The organism is Hydrocarboniphaga effusa AP103, from assembly GCF_000271305.1.
Lineage (GTDB): Bacteria > Pseudomonadota > Gammaproteobacteria > Nevskiales > Nevskiaceae > Hydrocarboniphaga > Hydrocarboniphaga effusa.
The window spans coordinates 52,137-67,214 of record NZ_AKGD01000003.1 but is presented as its reverse complement, the minus strand read 5'-3'; the positions used below and the strand labels follow the sequence as shown (position 1 = coordinate 67,214).

The 15,078-nt window shown below is 67.4% G+C and carries 11 protein-coding genes; 4 read left to right on the top strand and 7 right to left on the bottom strand.

Annotated elements, in window-relative coordinates:
- Positions 1-27 precede the first annotated feature (27 nt).
- The 3 genes from WQQ_RS16825 to WQQ_RS16815 all read right to left on the bottom strand — a co-directional run bounded on the left by WQQ_RS16825 (position 28) and on the right by WQQ_RS16815 (position 3,272).
- Positions 28-1,224, bottom strand: coding sequence for a serine hydrolase domain-containing protein (locus tag WQQ_RS16825; protein ID WP_007186441.1), 1,197 nt, complete (start codon positions 1,222-1,224; stop codon positions 28-30).
- 231 nt (positions 1,225-1,455) lie between these two features.
- The gene (locus WQQ_RS16820; RefSeq protein ID WP_007186440.1) at positions 1,456-2,286 is read right to left on the bottom strand and encodes a shikimate 5-dehydrogenase; all 831 of its coding nucleotides are present in this window, start codon (positions 2,284-2,286) and stop codon (positions 1,456-1,458) included.
- A complete protein-coding gene (locus WQQ_RS16815) occupies positions 2,283-3,272 on the bottom strand; it encodes a LacI family DNA-binding transcriptional regulator (RefSeq protein WP_040454934.1) in 990 nt (329 codons plus the stop codon). Before WQQ_RS16815 ends, WQQ_RS16820 begins: the two co-directional genes overlap by 4 nt.
- Positions 3,273-3,480: 208 nt before the next feature.
- On the opposite strand from WQQ_RS16815, the gene ptsP reads away from it, so the two are divergent.
- Genes ptsP through WQQ_RS16795 form a run of 4 tightly spaced genes read left to right on the top strand, consistent with a single transcriptional unit; the run spans position 3,481 to position 10,096 of the window.
- Positions 3,481-5,997 carry a phosphoenolpyruvate--protein phosphotransferase gene (ptsP, locus tag WQQ_RS16810; RefSeq protein ID WP_007186438.1) on the top strand — a complete coding sequence of 839 codons (2,517 nt, stop codon included), beginning with the start codon at positions 3,481-3,483 and terminating at the stop codon, positions 5,995-5,997.
- A complete protein-coding gene (gene pfkB / locus WQQ_RS16805) occupies positions 5,994-6,944 on the top strand; it encodes a 1-phosphofructokinase (protein ID WP_007186437.1) in 951 nt (316 codons plus the stop codon). The genes ptsP and pfkB overlap by 4 nt, the downstream gene beginning before the upstream one ends.
- Before the next feature lie 26 nt (positions 6,945-6,970).
- Positions 6,971-8,710, top strand: coding sequence for a PTS fructose transporter subunit IIC (locus WQQ_RS16800; RefSeq protein WP_007186436.1), 1,740 nt, complete (start codon positions 6,971-6,973; stop codon positions 8,708-8,710).
- Between the two features lie 51 nt (positions 8,711-8,761).
- Complete coding sequence (locus WQQ_RS16795; RefSeq protein ID WP_007186435.1) at positions 8,762-10,096, top strand: carbohydrate porin; 1,335 nt, start codon at positions 8,762-8,764, stop codon at positions 10,094-10,096.
- A gap of 219 nt (positions 10,097-10,315) precedes the next feature.
- Here the strand turns inward: WQQ_RS16795 and WQQ_RS16790 are convergent, their stop codons facing one another.
- The 4 genes from WQQ_RS16790 to WQQ_RS16775 all read right to left on the bottom strand — a co-directional run bounded on the left by WQQ_RS16790 (position 10,316) and on the right by WQQ_RS16775 (position 15,071).
- Complete coding sequence (locus WQQ_RS16790; RefSeq protein ID WP_040454931.1) at positions 10,316-11,650, bottom strand: amidohydrolase family protein; 1,335 nt, start codon at positions 11,648-11,650, stop codon at positions 10,316-10,318.
- A gap of 70 nt (positions 11,651-11,720) precedes the next feature.
- Positions 11,721-12,632 carry an efflux RND transporter periplasmic adaptor subunit gene (locus WQQ_RS16785; RefSeq protein WP_007186433.1) on the bottom strand — a complete coding sequence of 304 codons (912 nt, stop codon included), beginning with the start codon at positions 12,630-12,632 and terminating at the stop codon, positions 11,721-11,723.
- Complete coding sequence (locus tag WQQ_RS16780; RefSeq protein WP_007186432.1) at positions 12,632-12,841, bottom strand: DUF1656 domain-containing protein; 210 nt, start codon at positions 12,839-12,841, stop codon at positions 12,632-12,634. Before WQQ_RS16780 ends, WQQ_RS16785 begins: the two co-directional genes overlap by 1 nt.
- Entirely contained in the window at positions 12,831-15,071 is a 2,241-nt protein-coding gene (locus tag WQQ_RS16775) for an FUSC family protein (protein WP_007186431.1), read from the bottom strand. Before WQQ_RS16775 ends, WQQ_RS16780 begins: the two co-directional genes overlap by 11 nt.
- Positions 15,072-15,078 lie beyond the last annotated feature (7 nt).

Sequence of the window (15,078 nt, the reverse complement as noted above, 5' to 3'; positions counted from 1 at the left end):
GCCCTCCGTCAGCCGTAGCTCGCTCGCTTATTTCTTCTTCGTCTCGATCGCAAAATCGAGCTTGGCGAGACGCGCGAGCGCTTCGGCCGCCTGCTTGAGGTCGGGCTTCGTGGCCCAGGCGTTGACGTGCAGCGAGACGATGATCTCGTCGTCCTGATAATCGACGAGCTCGGAATACGTGCCCTTCACGCTGCCGGAATGCTCGATGTAGCGACCGCCCCAAGGGTCGGTACCGAGCCGCCAGATCAGCGCCTGCACGGGCGGCCTCGATGGCGCCTTGAGCGGATCGAGCAGTTTTTCTTCTTCGATGGCCACCGACGGATATTCGATGTCGGGCGCCAGCTGGGCGCGCAGCATCTCGCGCATCGTCGCCGGCTGGAGCAGCAGGCCGCGGTTGAGCGCATCGCCGAAACGCAGCATGTCTTCGTTGGTCGAGATCACGCCGCCGCCCGCGTATTTGTAGCTGACGTTTTCCTGCTGCGCGTTGACGAGCCGGCCACCGCTCTTGTCGAGCACGTAGCCGCGGCTGCGACGCTGCACGATGCGGGACGGCACGTCGAACTGCGTGTCGAGCATGCCCGCAGGCTCCCAGACGTGACGACGCAGATAGGTTTCGAAGCGCTCGCCGCTCACGCGCTCGACGAGCGCCTGCAGCAGGTTGGTCGCGTACGAGGAGTACAGCCAGTGCTGGCCCGGTGTGAACACCAGCTCATCGTTCATCCAGCGCTTCGAAGCCTGCTCGATGTCGTCGAACTGCTGATAGCGCAGCACATCGCCTTCGCCGAATTCACCGCTCTTGTAGTGCCGAATGCCCGAAGTGTGAGTGAGGATCTGGCGCAGCGTGATCGGCGCCTGCTTGCGCGGAAACCACGGCACGTAGGTTTGAATCTCGGCATCGAGATTCACCTTGCCCTGCTCGACGAGCTGCATCACCGCGATGACGGCCTGGGTCTTCGAGATCGAACCGATGTTGTGCACCGACAGGCCGTTCTGCGGCGTGCCGGCCTCGAGATCGCCAAAGCCGGCGCCGCCCGAATACACCAGCTCGCCCTTGACCATCACGGCCGCCGACACACCCGGTGCGCCCGATTCCTGGCGCAGCCGCTGCAGGTAGCTGTCGACCAGCGCCGCATCGAGCGCGAACGCGCTCGCCGGCAACAGAAAAAGACTCGCGACCAGCAGGCCCCCAAGCGACTGCCGCAGCGAAGAAGCGACCCAGAACATCCCAAAATTCCTTGATCCGGCGAAGAGTGCGGATTGTGCCGCGCCATCGGCCGCGATGGCGAAAAACCCGCGCCTCATCGATCACGTTCGGTAAAGCTTCGCAGCGCCCGCTACAGCGGAGCCTTCACGCCGCGGCAGCGATAACGCACGCGCTGGCCCGTGGACGATTGCGCGTACACCAGGCCATCGCCACCGATGTAGGCCTTGCGTGGCATCGATCGATCGGCTCGCTCAACCGCCCGCGAGCGCGAACGCCGCCGCAGCCTGTACCTGCTCAGGCGTCGGCTGCCGCTGCGTATAGAGCACGAACTGTTCGAGCGCCTGCAGCACGATCACCTCGGCTCCGGTGATGACGGGCTTGCCCGCGGCGCGTGCCGCACGAATCAGCGGCGTTTCGGGCGGCCGCGCCACCACGTCGAACACGGTATGGGCGGCCTCGATCGCCTCACGCGGAAACGCGAGCGCCTCGCTGTCCGCGCCTTCGACCATGCCGATCGGCGTGACGTTGACGAGCAGGCCGGCCTTGAACGCCACATCGAACTCCGGCCGCCAGTCGAAACCGTAAGTCGCAGCGAGCTTGCACCCGGCCGCTGCGTTGCGCGCGACGATCAGGCCGTCGCCGAAGCCCGAGTCGCGCAGCGCCGCGACCACCGCCTTGGCCATGCCGCCGCTGCCGCGCACGACGAAGCGCGTCCGCGTCGGCAGCGCATGCGTCTCGAGCAGTTGCACGACCGCCGCATAGTCGGTGTTGTAGCCGCGCAGCAGGCCGTCGTCGTTGACGATGGTGTTGACCGAATCGATCGCGCTCGCCGACGGCATCAGCTCGTCGATCAGCGCGATGCAGGCTTCCTTGAACGGCATCGAGATGGCGCAGCCGCGAATGCCGAGCGCGCGGATGCCGCCGATCGCGGCAGGCAAATCCGTGGTCGTGAACGACTTGTAGACGTAGTCGAGCCCGAGCGCTTCGTAGAGATGATTCTGAAAGCGCGAGCCGAAGTTCCCGGGACGCGCGGACAGCGACATGCAGAGCTTCGTGTCCCTGCCGATCGGCGGTTTTTTCATGGGGTTCTCGTTGCAGTGGAACCGCGCAGCACGCAGCGGCCGCTCAACACCACCTTGCGCACCGGCAAGCCCGGCGTCTTGAGCCGCTCGAACAGCAGGTTCATCGCGGCGCGGCCGATTTCCTCGACCGGCTGCTCGATCACGGTGATGCCCGGCTCGACGAGTTCGGTCCAGCTTTCGTTGTCGAAGCCGGCGAGCGCGAGATCGCCCGGAATGGCAAGCCCGCGAGCCCGCGCGGCGCGCAGCACGCCGATCAGCAGCAGGCTGTTGCTGACGACGAGGGCCTCGGGCCGTTCGTCCGCGGCAAGCCAGGCCTGCGCCTCGGCTTGCGCCGCTTCGGCGGATGGCGCGACGAGCCTGAACTCGGGCTTCAGGCCGAAGCGCGCCATCGCCTCCAGATAACCGTCACGCCGCTGCGCTCCGGTGCTGCTCGAATTGCCGAACAGGCCGCCGATGCGCCGGTAGCCGCGCTCGACCAGATGCGCGACCAGTTCGCCCATCGCCTCGCGGTTGTCGAGCACCACCGCGTCGTGCAGGCCGCCGGGGCCGCAGCGATCGATGAAGACCACCGGAAAATCGAGCGCTTTCTTCGACAGCTGATCGAGCGTGCTCCGCGTGGGCGCGAAGATCAGGCCGGTGATGCGCTCGGATTGCATGTGCCGCAGGTACAGCGCCTCGCGCTCGGGATCCTCGCCGGTGTTGCAGAGGATCACGCGCATGCCGGCGCGGTAGGCGCTGTCTTCCACCGCGCGGCTCACGGCGGTGAAGAACGGGTTGCGGATGTCGGCGACGACCAGCCCGATGGTTCCCGAATCCTGCGAGCGCAGGCGCCGCGCCGCCAGATTCGGCCGGTAGCCGGTCGCGCGGACCGCGGCCTCGACCTGGGCGCGCAGCTCCTCGCTGACCGGCCCCTTGCCGAGCGCGCGCGACACCGTCGCCGGCGAAACCCCGGCGGCCTTGGCGACATCCTTGATTCCAACGCCCATGCGCACCTCGATGAAAATATTGGAAAACGTTTCCACTCCAGACAGCATTCTTTACCGTCAGGCGAGGTTAACGCAATGCGCCCAGCATGCCGTTCTCGCTCTGCAAACGATCATTGCGGTGCAGATAGTGGGTCGAGGGGTATTGACGAGAGCGCTTGAAAACGTTTTCATAGCAGCATAAAGAAAGACGACACCCGGAGGAGCATCCATGTCCGTCACCACCACTCCCGCCCTGCTGTCCGCCGAACTCGTGCGCCTGGGCGCCGCGCCGGCCGACAAGGAAGCCACCATCCGCCAGGCCGCGCAGCTGCTGATCGCCGCCGGCTGCATCGACCCGGGCTACGAGGCCAGCATGCTGCGCCGCGAGGCGGTGGCGAACACCTTCCTGGGCCACGGCGTGGTGATTCCGCACGGGCTCGGCGAGGATCGCAATCTGGTCCGGCGCAACGGCATCGCGGTGCTGCAGATACCGCGCGGCGTCGAATGGAACCCGGGCCAGACCGCGCATATCGCGGTCGCCATCGCCGCGCAATCGGACGCGCACATCGCCATCCTGCGCCGGCTCACGCGGCTGATTCAGGACGAATCGCGACTGGTGAGCCTGTTCGTCACCGACAACGCCCAGGACATCGTCGCCGCGCTGTCCGACGACGCGCCGGCCGCCGCCTCCAGCGGCCCGGCCACCGATCTGGCCGAGCGTTTCCGCTGGACCGTGAGCTATCCGTCCGGCCTGCATGCGCGCCCGGCCGCGCGCTGGGTGGAAACGGCGCGCGGCTTTTCGGCGCGCATCCAGGTGCGCAACGGCGATCAGGTGGCCGATGCCAAGAACCTGGTCTCGCTGCTGCAGCTCGGCCTGCGCGCCGGCGACGTGGCGATGCTCTCGGCCGAAGGCCGCGATGCCGCGGCCGCGCTCGCCAAGCTGCGCAGCGTCGTCGAGAGCCTGAGCGCGCAGGAAAAGCGCGACGCCGAACTCGCCGCCCAGCGCGCCGCCGCGCCGAGCAGCGGCTGGACGCCTCCGCAGGCCAAGGCCGCGATCGTCGGTATCGGCGCAAGCCCGGGGCTGGCGATCGGCATCGTCCACCGGCTCGCGAGCCACGACGCCGAAGTGCCCGATCATCCGGTTCCACTGACCGAAGGCGGCGCCCAGCTGCACGAGGCGATCACCGCGACCCGGCTGCAGCTCAAGGCCGTCGCCGACGACACCGCGCGCCGGCTCGGCGCGGCCGATGCGGCGATCTTCAAGGCCCACGGCGAACTGCTCGCCGACACCGACCTGATCACGCTGACCTGCCAGCTCATGGTCGAAGGCCATGGCGTGGCCTGGAGCTGGAACCAGGCCGTCGAGCGCATGGCCGGCAAGCTGTCGGCACTCGGCAACGCAGTGCTCGCGGGGCGTGCAGCCGATCTGCGCGACGTCGGTCGCCGCGTGCTCGCGAACATCGACCCGAGCCTGCGCCAGGTCGCCACCGGCGAGCTGCCCGACAACAGCATCCTCGTCGCCGCCGACCTGTCGCCCTCGGACACCGCGACGCTCGATCCCGAGCGCGTCGCCGGCATCGCTACCGCCCAGGGCGGGCCGACTTCGCACACCGCGATCCTCGCGCGCACGCTGGGGCTGCCCGCGCTGGTCGCAGGTGGTGCGGCCCTGCTCGATCTCAAACAGGGTTCGGCCGCGATCATCGACGGCCAGAACGGCCGGCTGTACCTGAACCCGTCGCCGGCCGATCTCGACTCGGCCCGCGCCTGGATCGCCGAACAGCAGACGATCCGGGCCCGCGAAGCCGAGCAGCGCGCGCTGCCCGCGCAGACCACCGACGGCCATCGCGTCGAAGTCTCCGCCAACATCAACCTGCCCGATCAGGCCGCGCTCGCGCTTTCGCAAGGCGCCGAAGGCGTCGGCCTGATGCGCACCGAGTTCCTGTTCCTCGAACGCGGCAGCACGCCGAGCGAAGACGAGCAGTACGAAACCTACAAGGCGATGGCTCAGGCGCTCGAAGGCCGTCCGCTGATCGTGCGCGCGCTCGACATCGGCGGCGACAAGCAGGTGGCGCATCTGGAGCTGCCGCGCGAGGAGAACCCCTTCCTCGGCGTGCGCGGCGCTCGCCTGCTGCTGCGCCGGCCCGACCTGATGGAGCCGCAGCTGCGCGCGCTGTATCGCGCGGCAAAAGACGGTGCGCGGCTTTCGATCATGTTTCCGATGATCACCTCGGTGTCCGAAGTGATCGCCCTGCGCCAAACCTGCGAACGCATTCGCGCCGAACTCGATGCCCCCGCGCTTGCGCTCGGCATCATGATCGAGGTGCCCGCGGCCGCGATCCAGGCCGATGCGCTCGCACAGCATGTCGATTTCTTCTCGATCGGCACCAACGATCTCACCCAGTACACGCTCGCGATCGATCGCCAGAACCCCGAGCTCGCGGCCGAAGCCGACAGCCTGCATCCGGCGGTGCTGCGGCTGATCCGACAGACCGTCGCCGGCGCCGAACGCCATGGCCGCTGGGTCGGCGTCTGCGGCGGGCTGGCCGGCGATGCCTTCGGCGCCGCACTGCTCGCGGGCCTAGGCGTCAGCGAGCTGTCGATGACGCCGCGCGATATTCCGGCCGTCAAGGCACGCCTGCGTGCGAGCACGCTGTCGGAGCTGCGCGAACTCGCCGAACGGGCATTGAAAGCAGAAACCGCTGCCGACGTGCGCAAGCTCGACCTCGCAGCGGAGCCGAGCTCATGAGCGCGCCGGTCGTCACCGTCACGCTGAACCCGGCGCTCGATCAGACCGTGCTGCTCGACAGCCTGCGGCCCGGCGCGGTCAATCGCGCGAATTCGGTGCGCCTCGATGCGGGCGGCAAAGGCGTCAACGTGGCCTCGTGCCTGGCCGACTGGGGCCTGCCGACGGTCGCCACCGGCCTGCTCGGGCGCGACAACACGAGCGAGTTCGAAAAGCTGTTCGCGCGCAAGGGCATCGCCGATCGCTTCGTGCGCATCGCCGGCCAGACGCGCACCAACCTCAAGATCGTCGCCGCCGACTGCGGAGACACCACCGACATCAACCTGCCTGGCGCACAGGCCGACGCAGACTCGTTCGCGCAGGTGCATGCCGCCGTCGGCGAACTCTGCGATCGCCAGGGCATCGCGGTATTCGCAGGCAGCCTGCCGGCTGGAATCGACACCGATGCCTACGTCACCCTGCTGCGGCAAGCCGCAGCCTGCGGTATGCGCAGCCTGCTCGACACCAGCGACGCTCCGCTCACGGCCGCCCTGCAAAGCGAAACCGTCCCCTACGCGATCAAACCCAATCGCCACGAGCTCGAAGGCTGGTGCGGGCGCAAACTCGACACACCGGCCAGGCTGCTCGCGGCCGCGCGTGAGCTGCAGAGCCTCGGCATCGTGCTCGTGGTGATTTCGATGGGCGCGGAAGGCGCACTGTTCGTCGGCAGCGATCGCGAGGCGTTGATCGCCCGGCCGCCGGCGATCCGGACGCAGAGCACCGTCGGAGCGGGCGATGCGATGGTCGCCGGCATCGCGGCGGCGATGATCGAGCGGCGCGATCCGGAATCGCTCGCCCGGCTCGCGACCGCATTCGCCGCCGCCAAGCTCGGCCTTGCGGGCCCGAACCTGCCGGCGCGCGAGCAGGTGCTCGCGCTCGCCGACGCAACGCGCATCGAACGCCTGCGCTGAACAGAAGAATCACGAGGAGAACCATCATGAGCTCATCGACCACCCGGCTGATCGCCGTGATTTCCGCAGGCGAACGCAGCACCGAAGCGGTACTCGCGGCCGAAGCGCTGCGCCGGGCCGCGGCCGACGCGGCGCTCGATCTGGCAGTGGAAGTCCGCACCGCGCTCGGCACCCTGGGCGACACCGGCTCGGCATCCGAAGCGCAGCATCTGCTGCTGATCGGCGATGGCGATTTCGAGGCCGAGCGATTCGCCGGCCTGCCGCGCAGCGAAGCTTCGCTGGAACAAGCGCTGGCCGATGCGCGAGCGGTGCTGCGTGCGGCGACGCAAAGCCCGGCAGTGAGCGGGGCCACCAGCGACCGGCCCAAGCGCATCGTCGCGATCACCTCCTGCCCGACCGGTATCGCGCACACCTTCATGGCGGCCGAAGGCATCCAGCAGTCGGCCAAAGCACTCGGCCATCAGGTCCGCGTCGAAACGCAGGGCTCGGTCGGTGCGCGCGACACGCTCACGGCCGACGAGATCCGAGAAGCCGATCTCGTACTGATCGCGGCCGATACGCAAGTCGATCTGTCGCGCTTCGCCGGCAAGCCGCTGTTCAAGAGCAACACCAAGCCGGCGATCAACGACGGCAAGGCGCTCATCGTCAAAGCGCTCGCCGAGGCGCAGCCGTATCGCGCCGAAGCCACTGCTGCAAATACCGGCTCCAGTGCGCCCAAACAAGCCACGAGCAGGAGCGGCCCGTACAAGCATTTGATGACCGGCGTCTCGTTCATGCTGCCGTTCGTGACCGCCGGCGGTTTGCTGATCGCACTCGCGTTCGCGATCGGCGGCATCTACGTGTTCGACGACGCCCATAAAGGCACGCTCGGCTGGTCGCTGTTCCAGATCGGCGCCAAGGCCGGCTTCGTGCTCATGGTGCCCGCGCTCGCGGCCTACATCGCGTTCTCGATCGCCGACCGTCCAGGCCTTGCGCCCGGCATGATCGGCGGGCTCGTCGCGGCCAATCTCGGCGCCGGATTTCTCGGCGGCATCGCGGCCGGTTTCATCGCGGGCTATGGGGTGTATTGGCTCAACCGGGCGATCCAGCTTCCGCGCAATCTCGAAGGACTCAAGCCCGTTCTGATATTGCCCGTGCTCGGCACGCTGCTCACCGGCCTGCTGATGATCTACGTCGTCGGCGTTCCGGTGGCCGAAGCGCTCGCCGCGATGACGGCCTGGCTGCGCGACATGCAAGGCAGCAGCGCGATCCTGCTCGGCCTGCTGCTCGGCGGCATGATGGCTTTCGACATGGGCGGGCCGATCAACAAGGCCGCGTATGCGTTCTCCACGGGCCTGCTCGCGAGCGAGGTTTACAGCCCGATGGCGGCGACGATGATGGCCGGCATGACCGCTCCGCTGGGCGTCGCGCTCGCGACCAAGGTCTTCGCCGATCGCTTCACGATAGAAGAGCGCGAAGCCGGCAACGCCGCAGCGGTGCTCGGCCTGGCCTTCATCACCGAAGGGGCGATTCCGTATGCGGCGCGTGATCCGCTTCGCGTGATTCCGGCCCTCGTGCTCGGCTCGTCGGTGTCCGGCGCGATCTCGATGCTTGTCGGAGCCGAACTCAAGGTTCCGCATGGCGGCGTGTTCGTGCTGCCGATTCCGAATGCGGTCACGCATCTGGGCGGTTATCTCGTCGCGCTCGTCGTCGGCACGGTGTTGACCGCCGTTGCACTGCGCCTGCTCAAGAAACCTGCGCCGATCGTCGCAGGCACCACCACCTGAATCATTTGCTTTGCTGCTGACGCGGACCGCGATCCGCACGAGGAGTGCCCCATGTCATCGTCCCGGTTTTGTCGCCACGCGCTGGCGGCATTGGCGTTCTGCGTCCCCTGCTCCGCTTTTCCTGGCTCCGCATTCGCGGCCACGCTGGCCGACAGTCTCACGCCCAAGGCCGGCTACACCGGCGAATTCGCCGTGTTGCTCGATGGAGGCGAGGATCGAGGCGATGCCTACGCCGGGCAATTCCATGTCGGGGCCGATCTCGACCTCGCCAGATTGGCAGGCTGGAACGGAGCGGCGGTGCACCTGAACATTTCATCGCGCCACGGAGACAATCTGGCGACCGACGAAATCGGCAACAGCACCTCGGTGCAGGAGATCTTCGGCGGACAGGGCGAGCGGCTCGCCAATCTGACGCTCGAACAGAAACTGTTCGATGACCGCCTCGTGCTCGAAGGTGGCCGCACGGTCGCGAACATCCACTTTCTCGGCTCTGATCTGTGCAGCTACTTCCAGCTCAACGCGGCCTGCGGCAATCCGACCTTCGTGTTCCGCACCAGCAGCTTCACCTGGTGGCCGGTGTCGAGCTGGGGCGCGCACGCCAAGGCCTGGATCACGCCGACGGTCTACGCGCACCTCGGCGCCTATGAAGTGAACCCGCATCAGGCCGACAACGGCCAGCATGGCTTGACCTGGAACACGAAGGACAGCACCGGCGTGATCCTGCCGTTCGCGCTCGGCTACAAGACCACGCCCGAAACCGCTCGCCTGCCCTCCATGGTCGAATTCGGCGGCTGGCACGATCGCTCCGACTACACCGATCCGCTCGCCGACGCCAACGGCGATCCGGCGCAGAGCAGCGGCCTGCCGTATGCGATGCACGACCGGCGCAGCGGCGTTTACCTGCGCTTCGAACAACAGCTCACGCGGCCCTCGGTGAACGACGATCGCGGCCTGATCGTGTTCGGCAACGCACTCCGGCAGGTCGACGGCGAAGCGATAGAGGACTACTTCATCGACCTCGGCTTCGTGCAGAAGGGCACCTTCCGCAACCGCCCGCTCGACAGTGTCGCCTTCGTGATCACCCAGCAGCATTACAGCGACGAAGCCATCGACAATCTGCGCCTCACGCGCGCCGCCAATGGAGGCAGCGGAAGTCCGCATCATTCACAGACCATGATGGAGCTGAGCTACGGCATCCAGCTCACGCCCGCCTTGCGCATCGCCCCGAACCTGATCTACGCGATCCATCCGGACCAGTTCGCCGAACCGGATCGCACGCAGGATTTGCCGAATGCGTTCATCGCCGGCCTGCGTGTGGATTTGTCGTTGACTCCGGCGCTGAAGGCGGCAGGGCGGCAGTTCACGCGGAGTGCGACGAAGGGCTGAACTCACAGCAACCTACGCGGCTTGCCTTGCCCTCTCCCGCGCGCGGGAGAGGGTGGCGCGACAGCGCCGGGTGAGGGAGCACACTCCGGCAGCGCACACATTCCCATCCGCTCCCCTCACTCCCCTCGCTTCGCGAGGGACTCTCTCCCTCACGCGGGAGAGAGGAACAACGATTCCGCTCAAGTGCGACAGCGCCCCACCACAACCAAGGCGCAACAACTACGGCGCAATCGGCACCGCCACCTGCGCTCCGCGCTGCCAGACCGAATCGATGCGCTGCAAGTCCTCGATGCGCTTGCTCGGATCACCATCGACGACGAGCAGATCGGCGCGCTTGCCCACCGCGAGTACGCCGCGATCGTCCAGACCCAGCAAGGCTGCAGCCTGGCTAGTGGCGATCCCGATCGCCTGCATCGGCGTCAATCCGGCCGCCACCATCAACTGCAATTCGCGATGCTCGGCGAAGCCCGGAATGCGCAGCGGATTCGCACCCGAATCCGTGCCGAAGCCGATCTTCACACCACCATCGAACAGCGCCTTGAGATTGCGCTGGTTGGTCGCCAGCGAAGCCCGCTCGTGCTCGATCATGTTGGTATCGGCCAGAATCTTCTGCCGCCAGCCCGCATCGTCGAATTGCGCCGAAAGCGCCGGTTGCAGGCTTTCCCTGAAGAACGCGCTGCGCATCCACTCGGGCTGCTGCGCGTAAATGTAGAACGCTTCATCGAGATCGAGCGTGGCGATGTACCAGGTGCCATTGGCTTTCATCGCCTGGATCAGCGCCGCATCCACGTCCCGATCGCGGATGCCGTGCGCGAGAATGTCGACGCCCGCATCCACGAGCTTGCGCGCATCGTCGAGGTAGTAGACGTGCGCGGCCACGCGCAGGCCGAGCCGGTGCGCCTCGTCGATGATCGCGGTATAGATCTCGGGCTTCATCTTCGCGGCCAGCGTGTGATTGAAATCGTCGACCCAGATCTTGAGCACATCGGGCTTGCGCCTGGCGCTGTCGCGCACGAAGGCGCGCGCCTGTTCGACCGTGCGCGGACGATAGAGCTGGTCGGCGCCGACCTTGACCGGCGGGGCGCCCTGTTCGACGCCGAAGCCACGGTCTGCCCCGAACAGATCGGCACCGCGCATGCGGCCTTCGTGCGCGGCTTCACGCATGGATAGGAAGGCCGGCGCATTCATGCCGAGCGAAGTCACCGTGGTCACGCCGAAACGCTGCCATTGCTTGAGCTGGCGCTCGACGTTGGCTCGCGTGTAGTTCTGCGGACCGACGACGACGCCGTCGGTCAGGCCGACGTGCGAGTGATTGGAGATCAGGCCGGGCAGCACGCTCTTGCCGCTCAAGTCGATCTCGCGCGCGCCTTTGGGGATGCTCACGCCCGCATCGGAACCGAGCGCGGCGATGCGGCCATCCTGGATGAGCAGGGTCGCGCTTTCGACCGGCGCGCCGCCCTGCCCGTCGATGACGCGAACATGGCGCAAGGCCACCGCGTCGGCCATCGCGAAGGCGCTGAAGCCGAGCAGGCCGGCAGCAAGAATCCAAGGCATCGAGCGAAACGTCGGCGCATCTCCTTGCATGGGAGCGCCGAGTGTAGCGATTGCCCGCTGACTGAGAACGTCAGCTCTTGCGCTTCTCGCTCGCGGCCCGCGCCGTAGATACTCCGGCGCCCGGATGCACGATCACCGAGCAGGTCGTTCCGGCCACGAGAGTGGCCTTCAGCGACTCCGCATCGAGTGCGACGCGCACGGGCACGCGCTGGGCCAGACGCACCCAGTCGAAGGTCGGATTCACGTTCGACAGCAGCGCCGGGCCATTCGGATTGTCGCGATCGGTGATGCCACGCGAAATGCTGTCGACGTGGCCTTGCAGCTTGCGTCCATCGAGCAGGCGAATCTCGGCCGCATCGCCGATGTTCATGCGCGCGAGCCGCGTTTCTTCGAAATAGCCGTAGACGTAGTACGAATCTGCACGCACGAGCGCGAGCGCCGGACGACCCGCGCTCGCGTAATCGCCCGTGAAAGTCGTGAGGTTGGTGACATAGCCGTCGGCCGGTGCACGCACCTGGGTGCGTTGCAGATCGAGCTCGGCCGCATCGAGTGCGGCCTCGGCCTGCGCGACCTGGGCCTGTGCGGCGGTCAGCGCGAAGTTGGCGGCCTGAACCTGCTCTTCGGCGACGACGATGCTCTGTACCGATGCACGGCGACGCGCAGCGTCCTGGCGCTGCGCGAGTTCGGCACGCCGCGAGGCCAGTGTCGCCCGGGCCTGAGCGACCGCCTGCTCGTAGCGCTCCGGATCGACGCGCATGAGCACCTCGTTCCTGCGCACGAACTGGTTGTCGTGCACCGCCACTTCGGCGACGAGGCCCGAGACGTCGGGCGCGAGATTGATGACATCGGCGCGCACGCGTCCGTCGCGCGTCCACGGCTCTTTCATCTCATGCTGCCAGAGCCGCAGCCCGGCGATCGCCGCAACCGCGACCAGCGCAGCGGTCAAACCCAGACGCAGCATCCATTTCAAAGCGTTCATCATCAAACTCCGGAAAAACCACGCGCGAGCGCAAGGCCAGCGAACAGCAGAATGAAGAGGCTCAGCCGGGCCAGCGACGGATGCCAGAGCCAGCGATAGACACCTGCCCGGGTGAGCAGGGTTTCGAGCGGCCAGAAGATCAGCGCGCTGATCAGAAAGACCGGCAGCAGCGACGGAAACAGCACGCCGTCGAATGCGAGTTCAGGCGCCATGAGGGGCTCCGATGGCTTGAGTGTCGTGGGCGAGAGGACTGTGCAGCGCGTCGGCGGCATCGCGACTGGATCGTGCACACAGATCCGCGTACCAGCGCTCGTCGCTGAGCAGCAGGCGCAACTGACGCAGCGCGGCAGGCAGCTCGTGGGCCGCCCCCCGCTTCGACGCATCGGTCGGCTGCGAGCGCAGCAGCGCCTGCTCCTGCGCTTCGAGCTCGACGATGCTGCGGGCGCGCGATCGGTTGCGAGGGTCGGCGAGAAACTCGGCGAGCCCTTCGAGCAGGGCGGCTGACAGGCCGGCAGCGACGCGCCGCGCGGCCGCCTCGCGCACCGCGAGCACCGCATGTCCGGCTTCGAGCACCGCGAGCGCGCAGGCCGTCAGGCGCGGACGCAACTCCGGGCGTTGCGGGCCATTGCGGCCGACGAGGATCGTCAGCAGTTCGCGCACCCCGTGATCGAGACGATGGCGACGCCGATCGATATCGCCGTCGCAGGTACGCGCCGCATAGCGCCAGAGGCTGCGACGCAGGCGGCCCGAGAAGTCCGTCGCCAGTGGCACGATCGCGGTGAACGCCGCGATCGCGAGCGCGCAGGCGGTCAGCGCGCCGAGCACTTCGTTGATCGTGCCAGCCAGGTCATAGTCCGGAGCGGACTGCATGCCCAGCAGCACCGGAAAGAACATGCCGACGCCGCGGCCTATCGTCGCGGTCTTCGGAATCACCGTGATCCAGGCGCAGAACGCGAGGAACGGAGCGAGCACCAGGGCCATCGAGACGAAGTCATCCGCATGCGGCAGCATGCCGAACTTGACGACGACGGCGAGGACGCCGGCGAGCACGACCGACATCATCAGGCCGCGCACCGCAGCCTTGGGCTGCGGCAAAGTGGCGAACAGCGTGCAGCTCACCGCGGTCAGCACGAGCGCCGAAGGCCCGCGCGGCCAGTCGGTGGCGATCCAGAACATCGACATCAGACCGATGCCGACCGCCCCGCGCAGGCCCATGAAGATCGCTTCGATGCCATCGGTATGCGGCAGCCAGCCGATGCCCGCGCCCTTGGCTCTGGCTTGCACGCGCGTGAAATCCGCGTAGCTGCTGGTGAACTCGATGTAGCGATCGACCAGGGTCGCGAGCCGCTCGGCGAGTGCATCGAAATCCATGCTCGCCCGCAGGTTCGACGCTTCGTCGTTCTGCGGATCGGCGACCAGCGGACGCAGCAGTTCGGCGCGCTCGCTCAGCTGCTCGCGCCAGCCCGCCAGTGCGGGCTCGATCGCGGCGGCATCGACGGACGAGCGCGGCAGCCTCTGGTTCGGCGCGATGAGCCGGCCGAATTCTTCGGCGAGACCGCCGAGCAGATTCAGCGCGGTCATCGCGGCCGGGTTGGGCGTTTGCGCCTGCGCCGCGCGCAGGCGATCGACCGCGAGGCTCCAGCCATGCAGCTCCGAATCGGCGCGGCTCATCGCATCGGCGAAACGGCGCAATTGCGGGCCGTGCAGGCGAATTTCCGCGCTTTCGAAACTCGCGGCTTCGCGACGCAGTTCGAGCGCGATCGCGGTTTCGGCGAGCGCGAGTCCGCGCGCGAGCCGCTGCTGTGGCTGCCAGCGTCCGCTCGCGACCGAACGCGCGTGCGCAGCCAGGTCTGCGTAGGCTTTGCTCACCGCATCGCGCAGCGTGTGCGAGGCGTATTCGGGCAGCAGCAGATCGGCGATCAGGGCGGTGCTGACGATGCCGACGAGCACTTCGGTGGCGCGCATCACCGCGATGTTGAAGACCAGGTCGGGTGCCGCGATCGCCGGCACCGCGATGATCGTCACCGTGTAGCCGGCCAGCACGAAGCCGTAGGCCCGATAGCCGCGCACGTAGGCCGCGCCCGTCGTGCACAGGCCGATCCAGAGCGACAGCGCGACCAGAAAGCTCGTGCGATGTTCGACCAGCGTGGCCACCAGCGTGACCGCGGCGACGGCACCGACCAGCGTGGCGCTGATGCGATAAAAGCCTTTCGCGATCACATCGCCCGAGCGCGGAGCGGCAACGATGAAGACGGTCACCATCGCGGTGCTCGGCGCGCCGAGACTCAAGGCCATCGACACACCGAGCGCGACGATCGCCGCGAGCACCGTGCGCAGCACGAACAGCAACCGCAGGGCATCGCGGCTGCGCCAGTCCGCGAGCGCCTCTTGCGCAAGACGGCGCAGTTGCGCGATCGAGTGGCCAGGTAATGCGGAGCTCATCGCCGGC

Coding starts and splice junctions, on each gene's coding strand:
- WQQ_RS16825 (WP_007186441.1), bottom strand. CDS start 1,224: ATGTTCTGGGTCGCTTCTTCGCTGCGGCAGTCGCTTGGGGGCCTGCTG.
- WQQ_RS16775 (WP_007186431.1), bottom strand. CDS start 15,071: ATGAGCTCCGCATTACCTGGCCACTCGATCGCGCAACTGCGCCGTCTT.
- pfkB (WP_007186437.1), top strand. CDS start 5,994: ATGAGCGCGCCGGTCGTCACCGTCACGCTGAACCCGGCGCTCGATCAG.
- WQQ_RS16795 (WP_007186435.1), top strand. CDS start 8,762: ATGTCATCGTCCCGGTTTTGTCGCCACGCGCTGGCGGCATTGGCGTTC.
- WQQ_RS16790 (WP_040454931.1), bottom strand. CDS start 11,650: ATGCCTTGGATTCTTGCTGCCGGCCTGCTCGGCTTCAGCGCCTTCGCG.
- WQQ_RS16820 (WP_007186440.1), bottom strand. CDS start 2,286: ATGAAAAAACCGCCGATCGGCAGGGACACGAAGCTCTGCATGTCGCTG.
- WQQ_RS16780 (WP_007186432.1), bottom strand. CDS start 12,841: ATGGCGCCTGAACTCGCATTCGACGGCGTGCTGTTTCCGTCGCTGCTG.
- WQQ_RS16815 (WP_040454934.1), bottom strand. CDS start 3,272: ATGGGCGTTGGAATCAAGGATGTCGCCAAGGCCGCCGGGGTTTCGCCG.
- ptsP (WP_007186438.1), top strand. CDS start 3,481: ATGTCCGTCACCACCACTCCCGCCCTGCTGTCCGCCGAACTCGTGCGC.
- WQQ_RS16785 (WP_007186433.1), bottom strand. CDS start 12,632: ATGATGAACGCTTTGAAATGGATGCTGCGTCTGGGTTTGACCGCTGCG.
- WQQ_RS16800 (WP_007186436.1), top strand. CDS start 6,971: ATGAGCTCATCGACCACCCGGCTGATCGCCGTGATTTCCGCAGGCGAA.